Source organism: Yersinia sp. IP36721, assembly GCF_003634395.1.
GTDB lineage: Bacteria > Pseudomonadota > Gammaproteobacteria > Enterobacterales > Enterobacteriaceae > Yersinia > Yersinia entomophaga.
This window is the reverse complement of the sequence record NZ_QCZL01000024.1, coordinates 13361-40303: the sequence shown is the minus strand read 5'-3', so window position 1 is coordinate 40303 and position 26943 is coordinate 13361. Positions and strand designations below refer to the sequence as shown.

The window sequence follows — 26943 nt, the reverse complement described above, 5'->3', positions numbered from 1 at the left end:
TCAGTGGACAGCTTCGGCCACGGGTTCCAGTTTCATTTCGGTTTTAACTTCAGCTTCAACCACTGGCTGCGGCGCTAAATTATCCAACTGCAATACGGTGCTGGTATAGCCCAGAATTTCATTGGTCATTTCCACGTTGCCATTCAATTTCTGGCCATAAGATGGAATAATTTGCTTTAATTTAGCCTGCCACGCTTCAGAAGCCACTTTATCTTTGAAGGTGGTTTCAAGCAGGTGCAACATAATTGGCGCAGCGGTTGAAGCCCCCGGTGATGCGCCCAGCAATGCGGCAATAGTCCCATCCTGAGAGGTGACCACTTCAGTACCCAGACGCAGAACGCCGCCTTTCTCTTCATCTTTTTTGATGATTTGTACGCGTTGACCGGCAATCCACAGTTTCCAATCTTCTTGCTTCGCTTCCGGGAAATATTCTTTCAGCGCTTCAAAACGATCTTCATCACTTAGCATTACCTGGCTGATTAAGTATTTAACCAGGTCGAAATTATCTATGCCTACATGGGTCATCGGCATGATATTAGAGAAGGTCATAGTACCGAATAAATCCCACAGAGAACCATTTTTCAGGAATTTACTGGAGAAAGTAGCAAAGGGTCCAAACAGCAGCACGCGTTTACCATCCAGCATACGGGTATCTAAATGCGGGACAGACATTGGAGGCGAACCAACAGCCGCTTTGCCGTATACCTTGGCTAAATGACGCTGCACAATTTCCGGATTATCGGTAACCAGGAATTCGCCGCCCACCGGGAAACCACCGTAATTATCTGCTTCCGGAATTTCTGACTTTTGCAGTAATGGCAATGATGCGCCACCGGCACCAATAAAGACGAATTTGGCCTTCACCGTACGTTCTTTGCCATCATTTTTTAGATCGGCAACGGTAACACTCCAGGTCTTATCCGCATTACGTTTAATATCACGAACTTCATGACCCAGACTTAGGGAGAAATTATCGCTTTTCGACAATGCATCAACTAACTGATGAGTAATCTCACCAAAGTTTACATCGGTACCAATTGGCATCCGGGTAGCGGCGATCTTTTGTTTAGGATCGCGCCCTTCCATTACCAAAGGTATCCATTTTTTAATTTGCTCAGCATCTTCAGAATATTCCATACCGTGGAATAACGTACTTTGCTGTAAGGCTGCGTGGCGTTTGCGTAGGAAATTAACGTTATCGTCACCCCATACAAAACTCATATGCGGAACGCTATTAATAAATGAACGGGGATCGTGCAGGACGTTATTTTTTACCTGATAGGCCCAGAACTGACGAGAAATCTGGAAAGCTTCATTAATCTCAATAGCTTTCGCTGTTTCAATAGAACCATCGTCTTTTTCTGGCGTGTAGTTCATTTCAGCTAATGCAGAGTGGCCAGTACCGGCGTTATTCCAGCCATTTGAGCTTTCGCTGGCTACGCTATCCAAACGCTCGAACATATCGATTGACCATGTTGGCTCAAGCTCTTGAATATAGGTGCCTAGCGTTGCACTCATGATACCGCCGCCGATTAATACAACATCTACGGTTTTTCCATCTTCTGCTGCGGCTTGTTTGGTTACGGCAAACAAGTTCAAACAGAAAATTATGACGAGTAGTTTTCTCATTGAATTACATCTCTATTTGTTTGTTTTTTAATCTATGCAGGTGAAAATTTAAGTCTGTGACCTGGTGGTGAAGCTAAATTCCACTAATGACAAAATGAATAACTATTTTTGCTCACTATGATTTTAGATAACAAAAAATATACACAGCATTAGTACGGAATCAGTCAAACTTCAACTTTTCCAGATTAATATAACATTAATGTTACGTCTTATTGTGATTATTTTAATTATTAAAAAATAGTGACACTAACTCAGCGGATATAAGTTCAATAATTAATCAGCAGTAAAACCGATAAATTTGGATTAAGGTATAGTTTTATGTCTTTTATTAGCCATTAGGCAAGAAGCAATACATTAGACATCTGTCTTGAAATGATTGATTTGCATTCAGAATAATCTCACAATTCACAAATCAATATTAGAAATTATCAAATGGATATTAGGTATGTTTCACATCAAAAATTGAGGTATATAGCCCCATACTGATTAAGATTATCTGTATCTCAATCAGTATGGGGAGTCTTTATCAGATAACGTGATAATTAACATTCTAACTTTATGATTAACCGTAATTATTTAATTAAAAAATATCACGATTAATTTTCGTCAACTACCCCGTAAAATGATATTCCCAGCCAATGGCTTGTTACCTGTCTGTAAAGCAATTGGCTGTTTCACTGTCTCGGTTCTATTCGCCTGCCAGCATCGTTCTGATGATAGTTCCAGCTTCTTTTTGTGGCAATCGCAATACATTGCCGTATAGCTCAACAGCCATATCGCAGACCTTTTTACGGTCCACATTGGCAGCGGTCGGATTACTCAGCATCAGTAAATCATCACCATATTTCTAATGCAATTTCTGCACAATGGCTTCCAGCTGGCTTTTATATTGCTCATTCTCTGGTTTTATTGGCTTTCCGGTTGATGCTGTAAACAGGTTGTTCAACGCTTCCAGATCGCGTTGTACTAAAGTGGCGGGTAATTCTTTTACCGTATTAACGCCGCCTTCAACCTGTGGATAAAGCGCTTTGTAGCAAAGCTGATGAGTTTTGTCATTTTCCTGATAAAAATGAAGCTCATCCAGAATAATGTTCATATATTCAACAACATTCTTATCCGGAGCGCTTTGAATTTTACTTACCGTCAGCAAGGCGACCGATTGCTTAATTTCATCAATAATGTCTTGTTCTGAGCTACCGCCAGATTTTAAGGCAACCAGACGGTTAACCAGATTAGTATATAGCGTAGGGTCTTGCTGCTTTATTGTTTGGTAAACAGCAAATTTCCCTAGAGAATATTCCACTTCAGCACGATCGATATTCTGGTTAATATACTTATAATAAACAAAATTACCAATTATAATAGGGATGATAACCAACATAACTCCAGAAAACTTACCTATCTTTCCATTTTTCTTTAACAGCGAAGCCACGCCTGCCAATACAGCGCCTATTACCGCTGATATTGCTATTTCATTCCAGTTCACGCCCTACTCCCTTACACAGTGAAAATGTTGATATATCCATAACGTAAAAATCGTGCACCCGCAGGTGCGTAGACTGTACTTATACCAAGCAGCCCGCTGGCGATTAAACAATCGCTTTCGAATATATTCTACTTTTTCGAACGTGGCTAATGTCTGAATATAAAAAAGATAACTGAGTATGCATTTATCCTAATCACAATATAGATCGAGTTTTTTCACTAAGAATTCAGAAAAGGATAAATATGGCGGGGTAACACGTAATCACTAATATCCATAAAACAAAAAACCCCGCCGTAGCGAGGTCTCAAGGTGTTGGTATTCTCATCGAGAACTAAATTGTCTGCTCCGGCATGGCCATCATCGCTATCGCAATTTCCCAACTATAAACGCAGCCTAAGCTGGGTTTACTTACAGCGCAACAACGTTAACCGCTGAAGGGCCTTTTTGGCCTTGTTCGATGCTGAACTCAACGTTCTGGCCTTCGTCCAAAGTTTTATAATCGCTGCTCTGGATTGCAGAAAAATGTACGAATACATCTTTGCTGCCGTCAGCAGGAGAAATAAAACCAAAACCTTTACCAGCATCAAACCATTTAACTAAACCAGTCATTTTAGTAGACATAGGGGTATTTCCTTCATTATTTTTTGAGCCAACATATGGCAAAGAGGTCTGCTTATCAGTAATTACTTATGGGGGCACTAAAGAAGGAAATTCGTCGGAGAAGTGATGTCTAAAAATATCGCTTTAACTAGGAACTGCTTTACTTAAATGGCTTACATAAATAGGTCTGTGTTACAAACCGATGCGCTTATTAACGCACGGCAGCCTTTTTATAGCAAGACTTATTTCCCAAAGGCATAACCCATGGGTAAAAAGTAAACCACATCCAAAGCACCGATTTATGATAAATATCTATACTCGCTGGTTTCGAGTAACCCATTCAGCTAAGTGCAAGGTGAGATAAATTCTAGCGGATGAGGTTAAGGGGAGATTTAGTTATACTGCCAATGATAATCGGGATATGCCAAGGGAGAAACAATGACAATGCGCGAGCTGGAAGTGAAGTTTCTTAGTGCAATGAATGAGTTGCAGTCAACGTTCGAGAAACAGCATCAGGTATGGCAGGAAAGCTATGAAGCGTTGCAACACGCCTTGGAACAGTCAAAAGCCCGTGAAGCAATCCTAAAAACACAAAATGATTTACTGCGGAAAAAGTTGAGCCAGGCTAATTCGTTGCCGGAACAACATCAGCTAGTAAAGCAAATCAAAATGTTAGGCGCACATCTCGATGCATTAGCCAAAGACGCCGCTTCTTTTAACCGTCATTTGAACTCTGTGCAGCAATCTCAAGGAAATTTTGGCGGCGAACATCGCTAAGCTTTGCCAAAAGGTCAGATTTGCGACGAGAATGCTACTCGATTAATTATTCTAAGTTGATGAAAGATATAATAATGACATGGATAATCATTGCTGTACTCATTGTAGTTTTTATTGTGGGTTACCGAGTCTTAACGTCTGATACACGAAAAACCGTAGATACTTTAGCTACTTTGTTGAAGATAAAACCGATTTATATCGAATCGATGCTGCAAGAAATGGGAAACCGTCAAACGCAAATGTTTATCCGATCCATCAGCAATGGTTATGCTGAGGATGTGCGAAAAGCTGCCTATCTTATTTTTATTTATCAAACTTTTATCAAAGACGCTTCCGATGAAAACGTGGCGCAATGGCGCAATACGTTGCTGCGGGCGCATATTCCGCCAACGCTAACTTCAGAGCATACAGAAGCCGCTTTGTTCTATTTTGCTGAATTGGATATAGACGCCTTCGAACTGGCTCAATTCAGGCGCACCTACAATATGAATTTCAACCAGGAATCAGACGCCGTATTGCATTGATTGGATGGATACGGCGCGCCAGATTTTTGCTTGAGGCTATTTCTGCCGATTAGGGCAAAAAAGTCATTGAAGTATAAAGCTATTGGAACATGCTATGCAGGTAGCGTTGCAGTAATTCCCGCGAACTGAAACCGTGAGAAATACCATAACGCTCTTCGGCCTCTCCCGCCAGATAGAGCGGAAACTCATGGTACTTATCACTGATACGAATGGGAGCGGTAGGCGTGGCAAACAGCAGACTTCTATCTTTCAGCGCAGGATGGATAACCAGTGCAGTTCTCCCCATGCGCGCTTCCCGATTAACATACACATAGTGAATGCCCTTTCGATAGCCATAGGCCTGTTCGACCACATAATCTCGCTCAAACCCAGAGTTTTCCAGGACTTTCGCCACTTCATCTGGTCTTAAATACATTTATTATCCCTCCTTCCGACAGCAATTGGAGCGACCTTACCGCAATAAATAAGGGAAATAACCTATTTATTGTCTCAAACAGGTTATTTCAGAATAGTCTACATGGAGAGTGGTTTTGCTGCGCCAAAGGCAATGACTGTGTGGCGATCTACGTTTCATGCTTGGTAAAACTTTTGGCTTTTAAGCTGACTTCATTTTCACGCTAAGGCGAAGAAAATCGATAAATGCCCTGACTTTTTCCGATACATGCTGAGTATTAGGATACAGGGCATAAACCCCCTGCTCCGGAAAACGATACTGAGGCAATACCTGCTGCAACAGCCCGCTGACTAAATCCTCCGCCACCAGCCATTCCGGTAACAACGCGATGCCCGCACCTTTTCGGGCAAATACCTGTAGTGAAGCCGAGGTATCGGCCAAAACTTTAGGCTGCTCGGTAACATCCAACAGTTGCCAGCCGTTATCCGGCCCTTGTACCTGCCACGTCAACGGCGTGGCAAGACGGCTATGGGCAACCCACTGCGCCTGCCGCAAATCCTCTAAACAACTTATTTTGTGACTACGTAAATACATCGGTGAAGCCACAGGTAATATAGGGAATGTTTCGATCAATGCGGCTCGATAGCTGGAATCAACCAGTTGTCCAAGGCGAATAGCCACATCAAAACGTTCAGAGATCAGATTGGCATGCTGCGAAGAACAAGCATGCTGGATGGTCAAATGCGGATGCTGGCGCATAAAGGCCGCCATAATAGGAACCAAAGTACGAATACCGTATTCCGGCGTAGTAGTAATACGTAAAGTTCCGCTGAGAGTACCGTGGCCGCGTCGGGCATCTTCTACTGCAAATTCAGCATCTTGTAACAAACGCTGGCAATGCTGATAAAAACGTTCGCCTACCTCCGTCACCGCCAGGCGACGCGTCGTCCGAATCAGTAAAGCAACGCCAAGCTCAGCTTCTAATTGCTTGATATTGAAGCTCACCACCGCACGCGTCTGCCCTAAAATATCTGCCGCCGCAGTGAATGACCCCGCATTCACTACCGCAACAAAAGTACCCAATCGATGCAAACTGACCATGCATTGCCGCCCAGATTGTCAAAAAATTTTTACCAGTGTAATCGCATTGTGCGGATTTATCAGCCATAGCCTCGGAGATACACTCCCCGCCTTCAATCGGAGGCTCCAATGGCATACCGTACTAAAGTTGCAATCGTCTATTTACTCGGATTTTTTGTTGATCTGATTAACATGTTTATCGCCAATGTGGCTTATCCGGATATCGCCCGCAGTTTGCACGCCAGTATCAGTCAATTAGCCTGGGTAAGCACGGGCTATATTCTGGGGCTGACTCTGGTTATTCCCTTGAGCGCCTGGCTGACCAAAACGGTAGGTGCACGGCGTACCTTCCTACTTTCTTTACTGTTATTTTTACTTGCTACCGCCGCAGCCGGAACCGCAGGTTCTATCGAGTTATTGATCGTATGGCGAGTATTACAAGGATTTGGCGGAGGCTTATTAATTCCGATAGGTCAGACGTTAACTTATCAATATTATCGTCCCGATGAACGAGCCGGTCTCTCTTCCGTCATTATGTTGGTTGGCCTGTTAGCTCCGGCGCTATCACCGGCGGTTGGCGGCTTGATTGTCGATGCCTTAGGCTGGCGTTGGATATTTTATCTTAATCTGCCCCTTGCGCTGTTAGCACTCACTCTCTCCATTATCTGGTTAAAACCAGAGGAAAGGAAAACCGAACAATCGCCGTTGGATATCGCAGGTTTATGTTCAGGTTCGGCGGTATTAATTCTATTACTACTGGGATTAAGCCGTTTGAGTGAACCAGAACACGGAATTTCTGGCGCTCTATTAGTGGTTTTAGGCCTTATCATGTTGAGGGGGTTTATTCGTCACAGTGTGGCTCATTCTCAGCCAATTCTTAATTTGAGTTTGATTAAAGAGCCGCTGATGCGTATCTCAATGCTGGTTTATCTGTTTATTCCCGGTATTTTCATCGGCGTTAGCATGATTACCATGCTGTACCTACAAAATATATTGGGGATGAGTGCCTCACAGGTTGGATTACTGATGATTCCCTGGTCCATTGCGGCTTTTATTGCCATTACTTTAACGGGAAAAATCTTTAACCGAATCGGGCCAAGACCACTGTTTATCTGCGGTTGTCTGACACAAGGGATTGGTATGTTACTACTAACCAACATCGTTCAGGCGGAACAACTGCCATCGATGTTCATCGCCTTTGCCTGTATGGGGTTTGGCGGCAGCTTGTGCAGCTGTACCGCACAAAGCACCGCTTTTTTGCATACAGAAACACGTCATTTGGCCGATGCCAGCGCACTTTGGAACATCAATCGACAAATGGGCTTCGGCTTTGGCGTTGCCTTACTTAGCCTGCTACTCAATTTAATGTTGGCGCTAAAAGGCGTTGGCGCACTGGATAACCCCGCGCTACGCCAGCCAGCAACGCAGGCTTTTCACTGGTGTTTTTTACTCGCGGCAACATCGGCTTTATTACCCCTATGGCTATCCAGCCGTATGACTAATACGTCTATTTTACGTGATTTACGCAATCGTTAAGCCTTCATCAATCAGGAATCAATATGAATAACGCCAACCCCTATTTTGGTCTCATCAGCAGCACCCACCAGCTTATCGAACAGTGGTTTAGCGGTAGCGATACTTGCCCGGAGGTTTGTGAGCATTTACTCGGGGACTTTTCACCCCAGTACACCATGATCACCCTGACCGGTCACTCGTTGGATTATTCCGCTCTATGCCACTTTTTTCGGGCACAGTCTGCGGCTAAGCCGGGGTTAACTATTCGTCTTTCCGAAATGACACTGATTCAGGAAAACTCGCAAGGCGCAGTGGTCAGTTATCTGGAACAGCAAAAAATGCCTCATCAACCGATACATCGTCGTTTATCAACGGCGATTTTCGATAAAACAACGGACGGCAAACTGCTGTGGCGGCATTTACACGAGACTTTGGCGGGATAATATCCGCGGGAGATGAAAATTCGGACGGTAACGATCTCAAAGGAAAGCAGGTAACCTATTCGGTATTTGAATCATTCCCAGCGGATAGAAACGAAAAACACCCGGAAGAACCGGGTGTTGAGGTTTGGCAAACCTGGAGACAACTGTAATCAGAAGTGCTTATGCTGCTGGAGTTGCTGCTGGAGCAACGGCGGCTTTCTTAGCTGATTTGTGGTGTTTTTTCGCGGCTTGTGCTTTCTGAGCCGGAGCTTTTTTTACGTGTTTTTTAGCAGCCTGCGCTTTCTGAGCCGGTGCTTTTTTCTCGTGTTTTTTAGCGGCCTGTGCTTTCTGAGCCGGTGCTTTTTTCTCATGTTTTTTAGCGGCCTGTGCTTTTTGTTCAGTGGTTTTCTTGGTCGCTTGATGTTTTTTGTGGCTGGTTGCCTTGGCCGGAGCCGCTTTCTCTGCCGCAGGAGCCGCAGCGGTGGTACCAGTAGCAACAGGCGCTGGTGCAGCAGCTGTTTCAGCAGCGAAAGCAACAGAAGACATACCCATAGTTGCAGCAACGATCAGCGCTAATACTTTTTTCATTTGTAATTCCTCAGAGTTTGTTTCGCTAAGCCCTGTCGGGCCGTTGAAAGAATCATAGAGGAAGCTATTTTTCCTTTCCGTGAGTCATTGGTTTCGTTAAGTAACCAAATGTACAACCTGGCACTAATGCTGATTTTCACGCTTCATCGAGCATCTAACAGACGATATATTCTTTTACAAAAGCAAAATTCGTCGACAATATTTATCCGCCATAACTTATATGTAGTAATAATAATTCAGTGCAGCTCGTCTCACTGTATCCTCTGGGTAAAATGCGGCGGAGCAAGGGAAAAACAGGATTTACCACCTGTTGATATCAATAGCAGGGATCACCCCATCATGATTGCGAACATTAAACTTACGCGAACCTCAGTCGCCGGCGCTATGCTGACCGCTCTGCTAATGACAGCTCTATTAGCCACCCTTATCTGGCATTGGTCTGATTTTGTTCAATATTGCATTAACCTACAGATATATATGCATCGTTATCTAGTGATGTATCTGCTTCAGCAACAAAATAATCAGAACGGAGCCGGGCTGATGCTGGTTCTGTTTAGCTTTACCTACGGTTTTTTACACGCCGTCGGGCCTGGGCATGGCAAGTTTGTTATTACGACCTATTTGTCTACCAATCGCGAAAAAGCCAACACCAGCCGCTTAATCACTTTCCTCGGTAGTATGATGCAAGGCGTTGTTGCTATTTTGTTCGTGCTGATTCTGGCAGTCTTTTTTAATCTCTCAATGGGAGATTTGAGCCTCAGCCGCTATTTTGTCGAGAAAGGCAGTGCGGTCTTTATTATGTTGTTCGGCGTAGTCTTAATGCTACGCGCTTCAGGCATTAGCCTATTCCGCCTTTATAAGAAAGAAAAGCGCCTCGCCATTCACCAAATAATTCCTCTTCCCGCTATAGGCATCAGTAAATTGCCTATAGCGTCCTCCTCTTCCCATCAGCAAGTCGACTGCGGCTGCGGCCATAAGCATATGCCACTAGCAGAAGAACTGAATGGAGATTGGAAAAATTACCTTTGGGTCATCGCCTCAATTGGCATTCGCCCCTGTAGCGGTGCCATCCTGATTTTAGTTTTTGCGAATGCAGTAGGCATGTTTACCTGGGGTGTTATTGCCGCAATGAGCATGGCGCTGGGCACATCACTATCAATAATGATCGTCGCAACGCTGGTTTATCATGCCCGCGAAAAATTTATCTCTAGCCACGGTCAGTTACTGGCGGGGAAACTGATTCATGCGTCACGAATTGCCACGGTAATAGGCGGATTTATATTAATACTGTTTGGTTTGGTACTGTTCAGCTCAGTCATTCCTATTAGTGCCAGCGGGGATTTTATTGCCGCCGGCTGTTGATATAGCTCTTAGGATTCTTCTGTAAGCGGCTTTTATTAGCCAAAGTTATACTATGCTTAATGTCTACTAAGTAAAACGGAGAGCATAATGTTCAAGAAATCAGAGAAAGTTGAACGAAATATCGATCAAGATGTAAATCTGCTGGCAGATACTCTCGATGATGTCCTGCGCTCTTCCGGTGATAAAACCAAAGAAGAGCTGGAAAAAGTTCGTCAAAATGCAGAAGGCGTGCTGAGAGATGCCAGAGCGCGCTTTAGCGGTTCCACCTCACTGACCCAACATGCACGAGACGTCGTGGGCAACGCCGACAGCTACGTTCGTGACAAACCCTGGCAGGGCGTTGGTATTGGTGCCGCAGTCGGTGTCGTGCTCGGCGTATTATTGTCGCGTCGTTAGTCGCAGGCTAGCAGATAGCTCTTTTTTCGGCCCACTGCCTTTTGGACGTGGGTCGAATTGTTTTATCCGATCTTAGGCATCATTCTCTCTCCATAAGCCGAATAATCGATGCCAAACGAGATACTTGCCTTTTCGCGTCATCTGCTGACTGCAAATTGGTAAAGCCCAACAGTAATCCATTGCTACCAGAAATAGCTATTTGCCAATCAGAAAGTGCCTGTATCGCCAATCCCTGCTGATGCGCCAGCGTAGCCACCAGCCGATCGCTGTAATTCTTATCCAAACGTGCCAATAGCTGAATCCCGCCAGCCTGCTCTTCGACCTGCAAAATATCACCTAGCTGGCTCTCCAAAGCCGCCACTAACCATGCCCGCCGTTCAGGATACAAATGCCGCATTCGTTTCAAATGTCGGTAAAAATGCCCTTGACGAATAAATTCAGCCACGCTGGATTGAATCAGCACCGGCACGGTACAGGCGCGCAATCGACAACGCTGAGTGAACTTATCAACTAATTCCTTAGGCACCACCAAATAGGCTATACGTAATGCCGGAAACATTACTTTGCTAAATGTCCCGGCGTATAGCACCCGCCCCTGACGATCCAGACTTTTTAGCGACGGTAGTGGCCGACCTTGATAGCGAAATTCACTGTCATAATCATCCTCTACAATCCAGCTCTGCTGCTCAGCAGCCCACTCCAATAGCGCCAAGCGGCGCGGTAGACTCAGGGCAACGCCCGTTGGACTTTGATGTGCCGGGGTGACAATAGCAGCTCTGGCATCAGGCACTTTGGCTATAGCTGCACCCAGATTCATCCCTTCCGCATCAATCGGAATCGGCTCGTGGCGCAGCTTTGCCTCTCTGCATAACTGCTGAGTAACCGGATAGCCCGGATCTTCCAGCCAAACCGCATCCCCGGGAAGCAACAGCGTCGATATCGCCAAATCCAGCAGAGACTGATAACCGGAGCAGATAAAAACCTGTTCCGGTAAGCAATGGAATCCGCGGGAAAGCTGGAGATAACTGGCAATTGCCTCGCGTAAAACTGAGAGTCCGGTAGCTGGCGGATGCCCCAATGAAGCGCGAGTCGCGGCATGAGCCTGTCGATTAACAATTCGCGCCCACAGCCCATAGGGAAAGGCATCAAGGGCTGGTAGCCCCAGTTGAAAAGGTAGCGGACTTTCTGTTTCCAGAGCAAAAGCGTGGTTGATGTTAGCGGCTGGCCGCGGTTTTGACGGCTCGGCGGGGATTGGAGCGGTCACCCTTGGCAGTTGGTCTGATACATAAGTCCCTGATTGCCCTCGGCTTTGTAAATAGCCCTCTGCAATCAATTGAGCATAGGCATTTTCTACCGTTCCTCTGGCTACGCCCAGATCGCTGGCCAGAGCGCGAACCGACGGAACTCGGGTGTCTGGCAAGAGTATTCGTTGCGTTATGGCTTCTTTAAATCGCAGATAAATCTGGCGAAAAACAGGTTCATTTTGCTGACGATCAACCTGCAATTGAACGGGAATACTCATCATCATGACCCATAAAAAAAATCAAGTTATGCCACTATAGTATAGGTCATGGGGTTGGTAGAGTCGCTCTCAACGTCACTGCACTTGTAGAAGGTACTTTCCATGATCGAACAACGTCTTAATTACTCTCAGCTGTCCTCTTCCACCTATCAAGCACTCGTGAATGCCTTGATGACGCTGGAAAATAGTTCTCTCGACAAATCCCTGATTGAACTGATTTTCATGCGAGTTTCACAAATCAACGGCTGTGCCTACTGCCTGAATATGCACGGGAAAGCCCTACGCGACAGCGGTGTCAGCCAAAGTAAAATCGATATGTTAGCCGGATGGCAGGTCAGCGGAGCATATAACGATGCCGAGCGCGCTGCACTGGCCTGGGCTGAATCCGTTACCCATATCGCGACAACCGGTGCGCCGGACAACGCTTTTGATTTATTGAAAAAATATTTTAGCGATACAGAAATTTCAGATCTGACCTTTACTATTAGCATCATGAATGCCTTTAACCGCCTGGCCGTTAGCTTGCGCCAGTAGTCTTTTTTCAGCCTTTTTCCAACCATTTACTGGAAAAATATTTTTTATTCCCGCCAGTTTGCCGCTAGCCCAAGGCTGGCGGCGCTTCGCTGTCTAATCATTCCAAAAACATCAAAACAACTACATATAGTGCGGTTGAAATAATAAAACTCTACATATAGTATTTGTTTGTCGCTCAGGGCAATACTGTCAGGGGGGATAAAGAGGGAGTCAGGCCGCGAGCGTTCTTCGCATTTCTGACTTATCCGCCTTACCTCAAAACAAAAGGTAAATGCGAATCATGAGCATTATTATTTACAGTAAGCCCGATTGTGTCCAGTGCAATGCAACCTATCGCGCCTTAGATCGTCATGGAATTAACTATCAGGTCATTGATCTTACGAATGATTCCCAGGCGCTCAACCATATTAAATCCCTCGGTTATCAGCAAGTGCCGGTCATTGTGGCGGGTGACAATCATTGGTCGGGTTTTCGACCGGATAAAATCAGTGCCCTGAGTCAAAACGTTGCGGTCTGACAGAGGTGACGATGATGAATCCGCTGGTTTATTTCTCCAGCTCATCGGAGAACTCCCACCGATTTGTGGAGAAACTGGGGCTTCCGGCCATACGCATTCCGATTGCCGGAGCACGGGAAAAATTAAAGGTTGAGCAACCTTACATTTTGCTGGTGCCCAGCTATGGCGGCGGCAGTTCGATCGGTGCAGTACCGATTCAAGTTATCCGTTTCCTCAATGATCCGCATAACCGCGCGTTGATCCGCGGCGTTATCGCCGCGGGAAACACTAATTTTGGCGATGCCTATTGCCTGGCCGGCGAGATTATCTCCCACAAATGCCAGGTCCCTTATCTGTACCGCTTTGAGTTGTTGGGTACTGATGAAGATGTGGCAAATGTTCGTAAGGGAGTAACCGAATTTTGGCAACGACAGAACTCACAATGACAGCCCCATTAACCAGCGAACTGGATTATCACTCGCTGAACGCCATGCTCAATCTTTACGATGCGGATGGGCAAATTCAATTCGATAAAGATCGTCTGGCTGCGCGCCAATATTTTCTGCAACACGTTAATCAGAACACGGTGTTTTTCCATAGTCTGCAGGAAAAAATCGATTATCTGATAGAAGAAGGCTATTACGAAAAAGAAGTGCTGGAACAGTATGACTTCAGCTTTATTAAAAGCTTATTCCAGCAAGCCTATGCTAAAAAATTCCGCTTCCCGACTTTCCTCGGTGCTTTTAAGTATTACACCAGCTATACGCTAAAAACCTTCGATGGCCAGCGCTATCTGGAACGTTATGAAGATCGTATTTGTATAGTGGCGCTCACACTAGCCGCCGGCGATCAAAAACTGGCGAGAAATCTGGTAGAGGAAATGATTTCTGGTCGTTTTCAACCTGCTACACCAACCTTCCTCAACTGTGGCAAGAAACAACGGGGCGAACTGGTTTCCTGCTTCCTGCTGCGCATCGAGGATAATATGGAGTCCATTGGGCGGGCGGTAAACTCGGCTTTACAGTTATCCAAACGAGGCGGCGGCGTTGCTTTCCTGATGAGCAACATTCGTGAAGTGGGCGCGCCAATTAAACGAATTGAAAATCAGTCTTCTGGCGTTATTCCTATTATGAAAATGCTGGAAGATGCTTTCTCTTATGCCAATCAATTAGGTGCGCGTCAGGGCGCTGGCGCTGTTTATCTACATGCCCATCACCCGGATATTTTGCGTTTTCTGGATACCAAACGTGAGAACGCCGATGAGAAAGTGCGGATTAAAACGCTGTCTCTCGGCGTAGTGATTCCCGATATTACTTTTGAATTGGCGAAGCAGAACGAGGAAATGTATTTGTTCTCGCCTTATGACGTTGAACAGGTTTATGGCGTTCCTATGTCAGAAATCAGCGTCAGTGAGAAATACCGTGAGATGGTGGATAACAAACGTATTCGCAAAAGCAAAATCCGCGCCCGTGAATTTTTCCAGATTCTGGCTGAAATTCAGTTTGAATCCGGTTATCCCTACATCATGTTTGAAGACACGGTAAATAAAGCGAATCCGATCAAAGGCCGGATCAACATGAGCAACCTATGCTCTGAAATCTTGCAGGTTAATCAGCCAACGGAATATAACGAAGATCTGAGTTACAAACATGTTGGCAAAGATATTTCTTGTAATCTCGGTTCGCTGAATATTGCTCATACCATGGATTCGCAGAATTTCGCGCAAACCATCGAAACGGCCATCCGCGGGCTAACTGCGGTTTCCGATATGAGTCATATTCGTTCGGTTTCTTCTATTGATAAAGGGAATCAGGAATCTCACGCTATTGGTTTAGGGCAAATGAATCTGCACGGTTATCTAGCTCGCGAACAGATTTATTACGGTTCTGAAGAAGCACTGGATTTCACCAATATCTATTTCTATACCGTTGCCTATCACGCGATTCGCGCCTCGAATCAATTAGCCATTGAACGCGGCAGCTGTTTTAAAGGTTTTGATGATTCACAGTATGCTTCCGGCCGCTATTTCACCAAATACATTGAGCAAAGCTGGCAGCCAAAAACTTCACGCGTGCAGGCATTGTTTGCAAGTGCAGGGATTCCTATTCCAACCCAGCATGATTGGGCAGCTTTGCGCCATTCAGTTATGGAGCACGGGCTGTATAACCAGAATTTACAGGCTGTACCACCGACTGGTTCTATTTCTTATATCAATCACGCTACGTCTAGCATTCACCCAATTGTATCGCGGATTGAAATACGCAAAGAAGGCAAGATTGGCCGGGTGTATTACCCTGCGCCTTATATGACCAATGACAACCTCGATTATTATCAGGATGCCTATCAAATCGGGCCGGAAAAAATTATTGATACCTATGCGCAAGCAACACAGCATGTGGATCAGGGGTTATCGCTAACGCTATTTTTCCGTGATACCGCCACCACGCGGGATATTAATAAAGCCCAGATCTATGCTTGGAAGAAAGGTATTAAAACCATCTATTACATTCGCCTGCGCCAAATGGCGTTGGAAGGTACAGAAGTTGAAGGCTGCGTCTCCTGCTCACTGTAGGCCGCCGTTATAAAAGGAATCAAGAATATGATCGCTACGCAACCTTTATCCCGCGTGAAAGCCATCAACTGGAACAAAATAGAAGATGATAAAGATCTGGAGGTCTGGAATCGTCTGACCTCCAATTTCTGGCTGCCGGAAAAAATTCCGCTGTCGAATGATATTCCCTCTTGGGCAACTCTAACGCTCCAAGAGCAACAGTTGGCCATTCGCGTATTCACCGGCCTGACGCTGCTGGATACTATTCAGAATACCGTTGGGGCGCCCGCACTACTACAGGATGCAATCACCCCACATGAAGAAGCGGTATTTTCCAATATCAGCTTTATGGAAGCGGTACATGCTCGTTCTTACAGTTCGATATTTTCAACTCTGTGCATGACGTCTGATGTGGATGATGCTTATCGCTGGAGTGAAGAGAATGGTCCGTTGCAGAAAAAAGCGCAGATTATCCTAAGCCATTACCGCCACGAGGATCCGCTGAAGAAGAAGGTTGCAAGCGTATTTCTGGAATCGTTCCTATTCTATTCTGGTTTTTATTTGCCGATGTATTTTTCCAGCCGAGCCAAACTGACCAATACCGCCGATCTGATCCGCCTGATTATTCGGGATGAGGCGGTACACGGCTACTATATTGGCTACAAATTCCAGAAAGGGTTGGAAAAGGTCGATGCCGCTCGCCGTCAGGAAATTAAAAACTTCGCTTTCGATCTGCTACAGGATTTATACGATAACGAAGTGCGCTACACCGAAGATTTGTACGATTGCGTGGGCTGGAGCGAGGATGTGAAGAAATTCCTGCACTATAACGCTAATAAAGCGCTAATGAATCTGGGCTACGAAGCGCTATTTCCAGCCAGCGAGGCCAAAGTTAGCCCGGCCATTTTGTCTGCATTATCGCCAAATGCTGATGAAAATCACGATTTCTTCTCTGGCTCCGGTTCCTCTTATGTCATCGGAAAAGCGGTAACGACAGAGGATGAAGATTGGGATTTTTGATCCCGGAAAATTAACGCGGCTGAAGGTCTTTCTGACTAACAGGGAGATCCCTGTCTGGAGGGTAGCGAGGGGTAATAACAGATCGCTACCCTGCCCCGATAAATTTCCTTTCGCTATGAGTATAAAAATTGCCTATCAGATCCGTCTGTTTAGCTAAAAATCACGTCAAAATCAGCCTTGCCAAGAAAATTCTCGTTGGGCTTATACCCAGAGCACAAAAGGGATGAGAGCAATTTCCGCCACGCCAATTATCCATAGATTAATCGCACTAATATATGTTTATCATCAAAGACAATATCCTCTGATATATCTGTCAAATATCTGTCTATATCAGCGATAAAAACATTGCCATATTATCATCTCTATAGAAAACATTTCACACTCATTATTGGCATAAAAAATATCTTATATTTACCTGCGATATCATCTCAAACAACCCCAGTATTAACGCATCTAAATCAAATGAGCCACTTCATATATAAAGTCATGATTAACAACATCAAATAAATTATCGGAATATTGAGGGTTGCCTCAGACTCTCAGTATGTTAGGGTATATGGCGCTCTATTTTTGCATCAGGAAAAAATATAATCTAAGAATTGACAGAGGAATATACCCACTGCATGGCAATTAAACTCGAAGTAAAAAATTTATATAAGATATTTGGTGAGCACCCGGATCGGGCCTTTAAATTGATTGAATCTGGCATGAATAAAGACCAGATATTTAGTAAAACCGGTTTGTCCGTTGGCGTCAAAGATGCCAGTCTGGCCATTGAAGAAGGCGAGATATTCGTCATCATGGGGTTATCGGGTTCCGGTAAATCCACCCTGGTACGCCTTCTCAATCGTCTGATAGAACCTACTCGCGGCGAAGTCCTTATTGATGGTGAAGATATTGCCAAAATATCTGACAGTGCATTACGGACCGTTCGGCGAAATAAAATCAGTATGGTATTCCAGTCATTTGCCTTAATGCCTCATCTGAATGTGTTAGATAATACAGCCTTTGGTATGGAATTAGCCGGAGTCCCGCTAAAAGAACGCCATGAAAAAGCATTAGAGGCGTTACGTCAGGTCAGTCTGGATAATTATGCTTATTCATATCCCGATGAACTTTCTGGCGGTATGCGTCAACGCGTTGGTTTAGCGCGAGCAATGGCAAACAATCCGGACATATTATTGATGGATGAGGCCTTCTCAGCGCTAGATCCATTAATTCGTACTGAGATGCAGGATGAGTTGGTGAAATTGCAGGCCAAGCATCAACGTACCATCGTTTTTATTTCCCATGATTTAGACGAAGCCATGCGTATTGGCGACCGTATTGCCATTATGCAAGGCGGGGAAGTCGTTCAGGTCGGTACACCGGATGAAATATTGAATAATCCGGCAAATGAATATGTAAGAACCTTCTTCCGTGGCGTTGATATTAGTCACGTATTTAGCGCAAAAGATATTGCTCGTCGTCGTCCGGTGGCCTTAATCCGCAAGACTCCAGGATTTGGCCCCCGTTCAGCGTTAAAACTACTTCAGGATGAAGACCGCGATTACGGCTATGTGTTGGAACGCGGGCAAAAATTTATCGGCGTGGTATCGATAGATTCATTGAAACAGGCTCTTTCAGAAAACCAGCCGCTCGATCATGCCTTATTGGCTGAGCCAGCGCCGGTTCCGGCTGATATGCCGCTCAATGAGTTGATTTCACTTGTTGCTCAAGCCCCTTGCGCCGTTCCGGTGGTGGGCGAGGACAACAACTATATCGGTATTATTTCCAAGGCCATGCTGCTGCAAGCCTTAGATAAGGAGACGCCAAATGAGTAATACAACACAGGTTAACGAGCAGGTTATCAATAATCCGTGGGAGACGGCGGCTGATGTTGCTCAACAGGCGTCGACCACCGCTACCGATGCTGCGCCGCAGGTACTTTCTGCTGCGGCAGATCCTTGGGGCGCCAGCATGGCTCAGGGCAGCGCGGCGGCTCAGGAAGCAACCAACCAAACCGCACAAACAGGCGCAGACTGGTTAAACAGCGCGCCTGCTGTCGCTCCCGAGCATTTTAGCCTGATGGACCCATTCCACAACACGTGGGTGCCGCTGGACTCGTGGGTTACACAGGGTATTGACTGGGTTGTGACTCACTTCCGCCCGGTATTTCAGGGCATTCGGGTTCCGGTTGATTTTATCCTGAGCGGTTTTCAGCACATGTTGCTGGGAATGCCAGCGCCGGTTGCGATTCTGGTTTTCGCTCTGATTGCATGGCAGTTTTCTACCTTGGGGATGGGCGTCGCAACGCTGGTGTCTCTGATTGCTATCGGTGCCATCGGCGCATGGTCACAGGCGATGGTTACGTTGGCGCTGGTTCTGACTTCGCTGTTCTTCTGTATTTTGATCGGGCTGCCCCTCGGGATCTGGCTGGCACGCAGTAATAACGCCGCCAGAATTATCAGGCCATTATTGGATGCGATGCAGACTACACCAGCGTTTGTCTATCTGGTTCCAATCGTGATGCTGTTCGGTATCGGTAACGTGCCGGGCGTGGTCGTCACCATTATCTTTGCTCTGCCACCCATAGTGCGATTGACTATTTTAGGTATCAAACAGGTGCCGGAAGATCTAATCGAGGCCGCAGAATCCTTTGGTGCCAATCCACGCCAGTTGCTGTTTAAGGTGCAATTGCCGCTGGCGATGCCGACCATTATGGCCGGCGTTAACCAGACTCTGATGCTGGCGCTGTCTATGGTGGTGATTGCCTCGATGATTGCGGTCGGTGGTTTAGGTCAAATGGTACTGCGTGGTATTGGCCGTCTGGATATGGGATTAGCTGCCGTCGGTGGCGTGGGGATTGTTATTCTGGCGATTATCCTCGACCGCCTAACTCAATCTCTGGGCCGAGATCGCCGTAGCAAAGGCGTTGGCCGCTGGTACACCACTGGCCCGCTGGGTCTGATCGCCAAACCTTTTATCAAAAAAGCGTGATAACAGCTTGTTACAAGGGCTGATAGCCTGCGTTCTTAACGCTGCCGCAATGGCAATCGTCCCAGCGGCAGCGTTAAAAACAAATCATATAAATACCCTATGGATAGCCAAAATCGCGGCGCAGTACAGGGAACGGGATTCAAGCGAGATTCTTGGTTCTACCACGCCAAAGGCGTTCAGGTGGCTGACGCCAATTCGATCCCATCGCTGCGCTCTCCCTAAAATGGGCTTAATAAGTCATCAATTTTACTCATGCCCGATAGATTTCAGGTTGCAGCCAGTACCGCTGCGGCGTGAAAGATGAAGGGCAAGACTAAGAAGGAACAACTCATGCGCACCACAGGCATCTGGGCACTGGCTCTCACTACGCTGGTTAGCTCTCAATTATCCGCCGCTGAATTACCGGGCAAAGGCGTGACCGTTTTACCCATTCAAAGCACCATTTCCGAAGAAACCTTCCAGACCGCGCTGGTGAATAAAGCGCTGGAAAAACTCGGCTACGACGTTCAACCGACCAAGGAAGTTGATTACAACGTGGCTTATGCCACTATCGCTGCCGGTGATGCGACTTTTCTGGCGGTAAACTGGGAGCCGCTGCATGACGACCAATATAAAGCGGCGGGTGGCGATGCCAAATTCTATCGTCAGGGCAATTATATTGAAGGCTTGGCGCAGGGCTATTTGATCGATAAGAAAACTGCGGATAAATACCACATTACCAATATTGAACAGCTTAAAGATCCGAAGATTGCCAAGCTGTTTGACGCCAACAACGATGGCAAAGCCGATCTGACTGGCTGTAATCCGGGTTGGGGTTGTGAAGCACCAATTAATCATCAGATTGATGCTTATGGGTTGAGTAATACCGTCACCCATAATCAGGGCAACTATGCGGCAATGATTGCCGATACCATTACCCGTTACAAAGAAGGCAAGCCAATTTTGTATTACACCTGGACGCCTTACTGGGTTAGCGATGTGCTGGTTCCGGGTCGTGACGTAATCTGGCTGCAAGTACCGTTCTCCTCCCTGCCGGATAAAAGCATCGATACCCAACTGGCTAACGGTGCCAACTACGGTTTTCCGCCAAGCGTGATGCACATCGTCGCCAATAAGAAATGGGCGGAAGCGAATCCGGCTGCCGCCAAACTGTTCTCTATCATGAAACTACCGATTAGTGACGTGAATGCGCAGAATATGAGAATGCACGCCGGTGAATCATCGGATGCGAATATTGAGCGCCATGTGAATGGCTGGATAGCCGCGCATCAGGCAACCTTTGACGGCTGGGTAAAAACCGCCGCTGAAGCTGCCAATAACAAAACCGCGCAATAAACCTCCTCCGCTGACGTAAACCAGACAGGCGCCTTTCGATGCCTGTTTTTTTATCTGGCAATCTAACCGCTCATCTTACGGACTTTCCAGATTTACTCAGCGCTGGCGATACCCTGTCCGGTAAACCCGCTAAAATGCAGGAAACGTTCGGCGGCAGCGCTAAGCGGCGTATGCCAGATGCAATAAACCTGACGCCGCGGCCCATCGTCGATCGGGATAGACACCAGAGAAATTAGCCGCTGAGCGGTCGAGACAGGAACGATCCCCGCCGCCAGCCCACGTCGCACCAGATTTTCCAGCCATTCAATATGATCAATCTCGAAATTGACGTGGCGCTTGATACCCGCGGTCTGAAAAGCGCGATCGGTTTGACGTCTCGCCCCCGTACCGCTGTAGAAATCCACCAGCGGGACAGCAGCCAATGTTTGCAGGTCTACGCTGGCCTTACCGGCTAAAACATGATCCGGTGCCACCAGCGCCACCAGAGGCTCATCCGTTAGCTTACAATGAGAAAGCGGCAACGTATTTTTATCCCCCGGCCAGATGCCGACAAAAGACACATCGGTTTTCTGCTGTCGGGTGTCTTCAAGCAAAGTTTCACTCATTCCAACATACAGCCGAATATTCACCGCCGGATAACAGCGATTAAATTCTCCAATCTTTTCCGTCAGATCAAAGGCATTTAGCGTTGAAATAGTGCCGAGAGTCAAAGTACCGGTCACGTTACCGCTGGCGGCATTAACTTCATTGATCAGGCTTTGCTGCTCCGCCAACAAGCGTTGAGCGGGCAGAATAAAAGCCTGTCCGGCGTCGGTTAAGCTGACCCGCCGCGAAGTACGTTCAAACAGCTGGCAACCCAACTCTTGCTCCAGACGAGCAATCTGGTGGCTCAGCGCCGATTGCACCGTATGACAACGTTGCGCCGCCTGAGTAAAACTTTGGGTTTCTGCCACCGCCAGTGCATAACGAATCTGCTTCAGGTTCATTTATCTATCTCGAAATGAGATTAATCAGATGAAAATTATACATTGGTTTATCGTTTAAATTTATCCAATACTGTCGCCCTCATCATCTTAAGCAGAATTATTCATGAACCAAACAACTGAACATGCCGGGCTAAGCCCTGCGTTGATCGTACTGATGTCTATCGCTACCGGTCTGGCGGTCGCCAGTAACTATTACGCTCAACCGTTGCTGGAAACCATTGCTCAGGCATTTAATCTTTCGGTCAATCAGGCTGGATTTATCGTTACCGCAGCTCAATTGGGCTATGCCGTTGGGCTGATGTTTTTAGTGCCGTTGGGAGATATGTTTGAGCGCCGCGGTCTGATCGTCGGCATGACGCTGTTAGCCGCTGGCGGCATGCTGATTACGGCGATGTCGCAAAACCTGACCATGATGATCGTGGGCACCGCGCTGACCGGTTTGTTCTCGGTGGTCGCGCAGTTACTGGTTCCCCTGGCTGCAACCCTGGCCAAACCGGAGAAGCGCGGTCAGGTCGTCGGCACCATCATGAGTGGCCTATTGCTGGGTATTCTACTGGCGCGAACCGTGGCTGGCGCACTGGCTTCCCTCGGTGGCTGGCGAACTATTTTCTGGGTTGCCAGCGTGCTAATGGCGGTGATGGCGCTGGTGCTGTGGCGCTACCTACCGCGTTATAAACAAAAGGCCGGTCTGAACTACGGGCAATTGCTAAGTTCTATTTTTGCGCTGTATTTCGGTACGCCGGTATTACGCACTCGCGCTATGCTGGGAGCCTTGTCTTTCGCTAATTTCAGCGTGTTATGGACTTCAATGGCCTTTTTGTTGGCCTCACCTCCTTTCGGTTATTCCGAAGGTACCATCGGTCTATTCGGTCTGGTGGGCGCCGCTGGCGCTCTGATGGCAAACAAAGCGGGTCGTTTGGCGGATAAAGGTAAAGCGCGACTAACCACCAGCGCCGGTCTGGGCCTGCTGCTGCTGTCATGGATCCCCATCGCTTTGGGGCAATATTCGTTAATCGCGCTAATCATTGGCGTCGTCATTTTGGATCTGGCGGTGCAGGCGGTGCATGTCACTAACCAAAGCGTGATTTACCGTATGATGCCTGAAGCGCGGAACCGCTTAACCGCAGGTTATATGACCATTTACTTTATCGGCGGCGCATTGGGCTCGCTGGTTTCTGCCGCTGCCTATCAACATGCGGGCTGGTACGGCGTTGCCATTGCCGGCTGCGGATTGTGTCTGCTCAATATTGTGGTGTGGTTAATGGGTAAGAAATTTGACCCTGCGGCCGATCATCCAGTGAGCTAATTTAAAAAAATTAAATGATTAGCTTGCAAATAGTAAATTGAGATATAAATTTTGGATATGGGGTACAAAGAGTATTAACACTCTGGTAATGTTACCAAATGTTTAAATTTGCTTTCTACCCTTTAACCGAGCCGACCCGTAGCTACCATCATGCCAAAGCCAATAACTCACTCCCTTTCCCCCGATCAACCCATCGCCCGTTTTCGTGAAGGTGTGACCGATAGCCTTCCTATCGTGATCGGTTATCTCCCCGTAGCTTTTGCCTTTGGATTAAGCGCAGTTAAGCTGGGGTTTACTCCTCTGGAAAGCATTTTCTTTTCCTGCATTATTTATGCCGGTGCCAGCCAATTCGTGATTACCGCATTATTGAGCGCGGGAATGTCCCTATGGGTTTCCGCCCTAACGGTAATGGCAATGGATGTCCGCCATATTCTGTATGGCCCCGCGTTAAAACACCGCATTGTGGCGCGTCTATCCGGTAAGAAAACCGCCCTGTGGGCCTTCGGATTAACCGATGAAGTCTTCGCTGCCGCTACCGCTAAACTGATGAAAGATCAGCGCCGCTGGAGTGAAAACTGGATGCTGGGCATCTCATTCACCTCCTGGCTGTCCTGGGTGGTGGGCACAGCGGTAGGTGCCGTATTTGGCAACGGACCGTTAGATAACTATCCGGCAGTTGAAGCCTCACTGTCCTTTATGCTGCCAGCGCTATTTTTGAGTTTTCTGCTCGCCTCCTTTAAACGCCAATACAGCCTGACGGTGGTGGCTTCGCTAGGCGGCGCATTGCTGGGAGCACTCGTATTCTCTATTCCGGTGGCGATTCTGGCTGGTATCTGCGGTGGCTGCCTGGCGGCGTTAATTCAGCCTCCCGCTGCGTCTTTAACAGATTCAAATGCGGCAGAAAAACAGGCTAAGGAGCAACAGCTATGAATACGGATGTCATCGTAATCGGCGTGGTGGTCGGGCTGGTGAACTATTTATTCCGTTATCTCCCGCTACGGCTGGGCCCAGCGCGCAAGCAGGCCGGTCTGCAACGCGGGAAAATTTCGCTCCTGCTGGATAGTATCGGAATTGCTTCGATTTGCGCCCTACTGGTGGTTTCCAGCGTGCCGGAAATTGTGCGTGACGCGCACAAACTCATCCCTACTTTGGTCGGATTTATCGTGATCTGCGCCTATTTCTATAAAACCAAGAGCATCATTTTCGCTACTTTATTTGGCGCTCTGAGCTACGGAATAACCTTCAAATTGCTAATGATGGGATAACGCATTCAAAACGTGGGCAATTCCGCGATATCCCTACTATCCTTGGCATTAATCAACGCTATACCTCGGTGAAATAACACTAATTGCTAAAGTTTTACCGTATTATAGCGTTTACATTATTAGTAACTATCGTTACTGTATCATCTGAAATTAATGAGGCTCTTTATCATGGAAAGCTCGTTTACTCCCATTGAACAAATGCTTAATTTTCGTGCTAAACGTCAGAAGGACTTCCCTTACCAGGAAATTCTGCTGACCCGCCTGTGCATGCATATGCATAGCAAGTTGCTCGAAAATCGCAATAAGATGTTGAAAGCTCAAGGGATTAACGAAACCCTGTTCATGGCATTAATTACTTTGGATGCTCAGGAAAGCCACAGCATTCAGCCTTCAGAACTGAGCGCAGCATTAGGATCGTCTCGTACCAACGCGACCCGCATTGCTGATGAGCTGGAGAAAAAAGGTTGGATCGAACGGCGCGAAAGCCATAACGATCGCCGTTGCCTTCATCTGCATTTAACCAAGGCCGGTGAAGAGTTTCTAAACCAACTCCTGCCGCCGCAACATAAATGTCTGCATTTCCTCTGGTCAACACTGGATGCTGACGAGCAGCAACAGCTTGAAAAGCTGACTCGTAAGCTATTAACCCGTCTGGATCAAATGGAAGTGCCAGAATTGTAATCCTTACATCTCTGTCCAGGTAACATAACTATGCCATCCCCACATAGCTGGAGGGTCACGCCTTTGTTCGCCGTTTTACTACTGGCGGGCTGTGCCTCAAGCGATAATATTGCGCCTCAGTCTCGTATGATGGATAACCAGCAACTGCAATTGGCGCAACCGAAAACCAGTTCGCTGGCGATAAGCTCTCAGTGGTGGCGGGTTCTGGACGATCCCCAGCTTGATGCATTAATGACACAAAGCCTGCAAACCTCACCGTCGCTGAAACAGGCGGCGGCGCGGGTACGTGAGGCACAAAGCGTGATGGGGCAGGCAGATGCTGCCAACGGGCCAAATCTGGACCTGTACGGCAGCAGCAACCGACAAAAAATATCGCAAAATACGCTTCAGCCATTTTTGCAGGCTTATCCAAACAAGCCTCTGTATGAAACAGCGAATACGCTGGGGCTAAACATGAGCTACGAGTTTGACTGGTGGGGGAAATTCCGCAATCGGGTCAACGCGGCTAAAGCACAGGTCGATGCTGCCCGGGCAGAGCAGCAACAGGCCACGCTAACGCTAACCAGCTCAGTAGCTTCGGTTTATTACCAGCTCCAAAGCCATCTGGCGCTGCAAAAGCTATTGCAGCAGGAAGTGGAAAACAATCAGCGTCGGGTGGCGTTACATCAGAAACAATATCAGGCGGGTATCTACGGCGTTGAAGTTCCGCAGCAGACTCAGGCGCAGTCTGACGGCGTAAAACAGCAAATAATCCAGCTAACCGCGCAGAGCGAGCAATTAAAACATCAATTGGCCGCCCTGACCGGGCAAGGACCGAGCGCAACGCAAAACCTACGTCAGGTGAACCTTCCGGATATTAATCGCTTATCTCCTCCCGCAGAGCTGACTACCGATTTACTGGGTCAACGGCCGGATATCACCGCTCAACGTTTGTTGGTCGAATCTTACGATCAGCGAGTACAGGCGGCGAAAAAAGAGTTTTATCCAAGCTTATCAATCACCGGCTTTGCCGGTTTCTCCACCACCAATTTCCAGGGGACTAACCCGAATCTGCTCGAAGCCGCCAGTCAGGCATGGAACTTTGCTCCGGCAATTTCCCTACCGATATTCCACGCAGGCGCGCTACGCAGCAAACTCGGTGAAGAATCGGCTTTATACGACGAAGCTGTCGAAGCCTATAACCAAACTATTTTAAATGCGGTACAGGAAACGGCGGACGCCATTACCATCCAGCAGAGCAGCCAGCAGCAGTTACAACAAGCCGCTTCAGCCTCCGCCGCGATGGAACAGGTGTATCGCGTTGCCAATGCTCGCTATCAAGCCGGGATTATCGGACGCGGCGAACTATTGACCAGCCAGTCACAATTCTTGCAACAACAACAGGCAGAACTTAGCGCCAGCAATAACTTATTGCAGGCGAAGATCGGACTGATCCGTTCACTGGGCGGCGGCTATCAAGCTCCGACAGCGATGGCTCATACAACAAAATAATATA

The 26943-nt window shown here is 47.1% G+C and carries 29 protein-coding genes; 20 read left to right on the top strand and 9 right to left on the bottom strand.

The window, feature by feature from the left end:
* The 4 genes from mqo to DBA33_RS16600 form a co-directional block, all read right to left on the bottom strand.
* The gene (mqo, locus tag DBA33_RS16610; protein ID WP_064516719.1) at positions 1-1629 is read right to left on the bottom strand and encodes a malate dehydrogenase (quinone); all 1629 of its coding nucleotides are present in this window, start codon (positions 1627-1629) and stop codon (positions 1-3) included.
* 688 nt (positions 1630-2317) lie between these two features.
* Positions 2318-2455 carry a hypothetical protein gene (locus DBA33_RS20995; RefSeq protein WP_240442718.1) on the bottom strand — a complete coding sequence of 46 codons (138 nt, stop codon included), beginning with the start codon at positions 2453-2455 and terminating at the stop codon, positions 2318-2320.
* 21 nt (positions 2456-2476) lie between these two features.
* Entirely contained in the window at positions 2477-3115 is a 639-nt protein-coding gene (locus DBA33_RS16605) for a DNA gyrase (protein WP_240442717.1), read from the bottom strand.
* Between the two features lie 408 nt (positions 3116-3523).
* Positions 3524-3736: a cold-shock protein gene (locus DBA33_RS16600; protein ID WP_049601991.1), complete on the bottom strand. Its 213-nt coding sequence runs from the start codon at positions 3734-3736 to the stop codon at positions 3524-3526.
* A gap of 417 nt (positions 3737-4153) precedes the next feature.
* Here DBA33_RS16600 and DBA33_RS16595 point away from each other — a divergent pair, with 417 nt between their 5' ends.
* Positions 4154-4492, top strand: coding sequence for an MbeD/MobD family mobilization/exclusion protein (locus tag DBA33_RS16595; RefSeq protein ID WP_162975229.1), 339 nt, complete (start codon positions 4154-4156; stop codon positions 4490-4492).
* Positions 4493-4566: 74 nt separating this feature from the next.
* Positions 4567-5016 (top strand): DUF1198 domain-containing protein, encoded by a 450-nt coding sequence (locus tag DBA33_RS16590; protein ID WP_049601985.1) that lies wholly within the window; start codon positions 4567-4569, stop codon positions 5014-5016.
* Between the two features lie 79 nt (positions 5017-5095).
* On the opposite strand, the gene DBA33_RS16585 is transcribed toward DBA33_RS16590, so the two are convergent.
* Both DBA33_RS16585 and DBA33_RS16580 read right to left on the bottom strand, forming a co-directional pair.
* On the bottom strand, positions 5096-5431 hold the full coding sequence (locus DBA33_RS16585) for a DUF2002 family protein (RefSeq protein ID WP_049601980.1): 336 nt from the start codon (positions 5429-5431) through the stop codon (positions 5096-5098).
* A gap of 180 nt (positions 5432-5611) precedes the next feature.
* Entirely contained in the window at positions 5612-6511 is a 900-nt protein-coding gene (locus DBA33_RS16580; RefSeq protein WP_064516714.1) for a LysR family transcriptional regulator, read from the bottom strand.
* Positions 6512-6619: 108 nt separating this feature from the next.
* On the opposite strand from DBA33_RS16580, the gene DBA33_RS16575 reads away from it, so the two are divergent.
* Positions 6620-8026, top strand: a complete 1407-nt coding sequence (locus DBA33_RS16575) for a DHA2 family efflux MFS transporter permease subunit (protein ID WP_064516712.1) — start codon at positions 6620-6622, stop codon at positions 8024-8026.
* A gap of 23 nt (positions 8027-8049) precedes the next feature.
* Positions 8050-8448, top strand: coding sequence for a hypothetical protein (locus DBA33_RS16570; RefSeq protein WP_064516710.1), 399 nt, complete (start codon positions 8050-8052; stop codon positions 8446-8448).
* A gap of 159 nt (positions 8449-8607) precedes the next feature.
* On the opposite strand, the gene asr is transcribed toward DBA33_RS16570, so the two are convergent.
* A complete protein-coding gene (gene asr, locus DBA33_RS16565) occupies positions 8608-9015 on the bottom strand; it encodes an acid resistance repetitive basic protein Asr (RefSeq protein WP_064516708.1) in 408 nt (135 codons plus the stop codon).
* A gap of 339 nt (positions 9016-9354) precedes the next feature.
* On the opposite strand from asr, the gene DBA33_RS16560 reads away from it, so the two are divergent.
* Complete coding sequence (locus DBA33_RS16560; protein ID WP_064516705.1) at positions 9355-10377, top strand: nickel transporter; 1023 nt, start codon at positions 9355-9357, stop codon at positions 10375-10377.
* Between the two features lie 87 nt (positions 10378-10464).
* Entirely contained in the window at positions 10465-10773 is a 309-nt protein-coding gene (locus DBA33_RS16555; RefSeq protein WP_064516703.1) for a YqjD family protein, read from the top strand.
* 79 nt (positions 10774-10852) lie between these two features.
* On the opposite strand, the gene DBA33_RS16550 is transcribed toward DBA33_RS16555, so the two are convergent.
* Positions 10853-12295 (bottom strand): PLP-dependent aminotransferase family protein, encoded by a 1443-nt coding sequence (locus tag DBA33_RS16550; RefSeq protein WP_240442716.1) that lies wholly within the window; start codon positions 12293-12295, stop codon positions 10853-10855.
* A gap of 102 nt (positions 12296-12397) precedes the next feature.
* Between DBA33_RS16550 and DBA33_RS16545 the strand changes: the two genes are divergently transcribed.
* The 9 genes from DBA33_RS16545 (at position 12398) to proX (ending at position 21210) form a co-directional block, all read left to right on the top strand.
* Positions 12398-12829 carry a carboxymuconolactone decarboxylase family protein gene (locus DBA33_RS16545; RefSeq protein ID WP_120806838.1) on the top strand — a complete coding sequence of 144 codons (432 nt, stop codon included), beginning with the start codon at positions 12398-12400 and terminating at the stop codon, positions 12827-12829.
* Between the two features lie 280 nt (positions 12830-13109).
* On the top strand, positions 13110-13346 hold the full coding sequence (nrdH, locus tag DBA33_RS16540) for a glutaredoxin-like protein NrdH (RefSeq protein ID WP_064516697.1): 237 nt from the start codon (positions 13110-13112) through the stop codon (positions 13344-13346).
* Positions 13347-13360: 14 nt separating this feature from the next.
* A complete protein-coding gene (gene nrdI, locus DBA33_RS16535; protein WP_064516696.1) occupies positions 13361-13771 on the top strand; it encodes a class Ib ribonucleoside-diphosphate reductase assembly flavoprotein NrdI in 411 nt (136 codons plus the stop codon).
* Positions 13747-15897 (top strand): class 1b ribonucleoside-diphosphate reductase subunit alpha, encoded by a 2151-nt coding sequence (gene nrdE, locus DBA33_RS16530; protein WP_064516694.1) that lies wholly within the window; start codon positions 13747-13749, stop codon positions 15895-15897. Before nrdI ends, nrdE begins: the two co-directional genes overlap by 25 nt.
* A gap of 27 nt (positions 15898-15924) precedes the next feature.
* Positions 15925-16896 carry a class 1b ribonucleoside-diphosphate reductase subunit beta gene (nrdF, locus tag DBA33_RS16525; RefSeq protein WP_064516692.1) on the top strand — a complete coding sequence of 324 codons (972 nt, stop codon included), beginning with the start codon at positions 15925-15927 and terminating at the stop codon, positions 16894-16896.
* Positions 16897-17519: 623 nt separating this feature from the next.
* A complete protein-coding gene (proV, locus tag DBA33_RS16520) occupies positions 17520-18719 on the top strand; it encodes a glycine betaine/L-proline ABC transporter ATP-binding protein ProV (protein ID WP_049601949.1) in 1200 nt (399 codons plus the stop codon).
* On the top strand, positions 18712-19875 hold the full coding sequence (gene proW / locus DBA33_RS16515) for a glycine betaine/L-proline ABC transporter permease ProW (protein ID WP_064516691.1): 1164 nt from the start codon (positions 18712-18714) through the stop codon (positions 19873-19875). The genes proV and proW overlap by 8 nt, the downstream gene beginning before the upstream one ends.
* A gap of 99 nt (positions 19876-19974) precedes the next feature.
* The gene (locus DBA33_RS21180; RefSeq protein ID WP_256966726.1) at positions 19975-20097 is read left to right on the top strand and encodes a hypothetical protein; all 123 of its coding nucleotides are present in this window, start codon (positions 19975-19977) and stop codon (positions 20095-20097) included.
* Between the two features lie 108 nt (positions 20098-20205).
* On the top strand, positions 20206-21210 hold the full coding sequence (gene proX / locus DBA33_RS16510; protein ID WP_064516689.1) for a glycine betaine/L-proline ABC transporter substrate-binding protein ProX: 1005 nt from the start codon (positions 20206-20208) through the stop codon (positions 21208-21210).
* 92 nt (positions 21211-21302) lie between these two features.
* Here the strand turns inward: proX and DBA33_RS16505 are convergent, their stop codons facing one another.
* The gene (locus tag DBA33_RS16505) at positions 21303-22196 is read right to left on the bottom strand and encodes a LysR family transcriptional regulator (RefSeq protein ID WP_064516687.1); all 894 of its coding nucleotides are present in this window, start codon (positions 22194-22196) and stop codon (positions 21303-21305) included.
* Between the two features lie 103 nt (positions 22197-22299).
* On the opposite strand from DBA33_RS16505, the gene DBA33_RS16500 reads away from it, so the two are divergent.
* The 5 genes from DBA33_RS16500 (at position 22300) to DBA33_RS16480 (ending at position 26939) form a co-directional block, all read left to right on the top strand.
* Positions 22300-23502, top strand: a complete 1203-nt coding sequence (locus DBA33_RS16500) for an MFS transporter (protein WP_064516686.1) — start codon at positions 22300-22302, stop codon at positions 23500-23502.
* Positions 23503-23652: 150 nt separating this feature from the next.
* Positions 23653-24432: an AzlC family ABC transporter permease gene (locus tag DBA33_RS16495; RefSeq protein ID WP_064516684.1), complete on the top strand. Its 780-nt coding sequence runs from the start codon at positions 23653-23655 to the stop codon at positions 24430-24432.
* Entirely contained in the window at positions 24429-24767 is a 339-nt protein-coding gene (gene ygaH / locus DBA33_RS16490) for an L-valine transporter subunit YgaH (protein ID WP_064516682.1), read from the top strand. The genes DBA33_RS16495 and ygaH overlap by 4 nt, the downstream gene beginning before the upstream one ends.
* A gap of 168 nt (positions 24768-24935) precedes the next feature.
* Complete coding sequence (gene mprA / locus DBA33_RS16485; protein ID WP_049601928.1) at positions 24936-25448, top strand: transcriptional repressor MprA; 513 nt, start codon at positions 24936-24938, stop codon at positions 25446-25448.
* Positions 25449-25478: 30 nt separating this feature from the next.
* On the top strand, positions 25479-26939 hold the full coding sequence (locus DBA33_RS16480) for an efflux transporter outer membrane subunit (protein WP_064516680.1): 1461 nt from the start codon (positions 25479-25481) through the stop codon (positions 26937-26939).
* The last annotated feature ends 4 nt before the right edge of the window (positions 26940-26943 follow it).